The 846-nt window shown below is 27.4% G+C and carries 1 pseudogene; it reads right to left on the bottom strand.

Annotated elements, in window-relative coordinates:
• Positions 1-846, bottom strand: a pseudogene (locus tag HMPREF0077_RS10010) (leucine-rich repeat protein); the annotation flags it as partial.

The raw sequence follows: 846 nt of genomic DNA on the forward strand, positions 1-846 counted from the left end.
CTTTTTGTTTTTCTTCTAGTCCTTTAATCTTATCTTCTAATTCTTTTTTTGTATTTTCAGAGGATTCTTTTAAACTATCAATAGCCTTTTGAAGCTCTTCAATTTTCTTAAAGCATTCTGACTTAGAATTTTCTGTCTCTTTCTTTTTAGACTCTAAGTCTTTTATCTTAGTATCTTTTTCATTAAGAGCTTTTTCTAAGTCCTTAATTTTATTATCTTTATCCTCAATTTCTTTAATTTTCTTTGCAAGTTCTCCTTCTAAAGATTCAAGCTTTTCTTGCATTTCTTTGACTTTATTTTCGTTTTTATCGGTCTTTTCTTTCTCAGCTTCTAACTCCCATTTTGTAGATGAATAATCTTCTTTTAGTTTTGCATTTTCATCTTGTAATCTTTTTAATTCATCTTTAAGCTGAGTAATTTCTGCTATTAGTTCATCATTATTGGAGTTTTTAAGATCCTCAATTTCTTTATTCAATTGAGCAACCTTATTATCTTTATCTCTAATTTCTTCTTCTAGCTTAGCTTTTTCTTGTTTTAGTTTCTCTCCATTATCTTTGCAAGATTCTAACTTTTCCTTTAATTCATCTATCTTTGTTTGGTCTTCTTGTTTCTTATCATTTAAGTCTTTGATCTGATTTTCCAAGTCCTTAATATTTTTAGTTAAATCATCAATCTTATTGTCCTTTTCATCAATATCTTGCCCTGTTAAATCTGTTTGAGTATCAATGGAATATTTATTTGGATTGTATATAGTCATCTTTCCTTGATACAAATCATTGTTATAATCAAATTCAAGTTCTACACTATCTACGTTCTTATCAAAGACAAACTCTCCATTTTCAAACC

The sequence above is a fragment of the Anaerococcus tetradius ATCC 35098 genome, from assembly GCF_000159095.1.
GTDB classification, from domain to species: domain Bacteria; phylum Bacillota; class Clostridia; order Tissierellales; family Peptoniphilaceae; genus Anaerococcus; species Anaerococcus tetradius.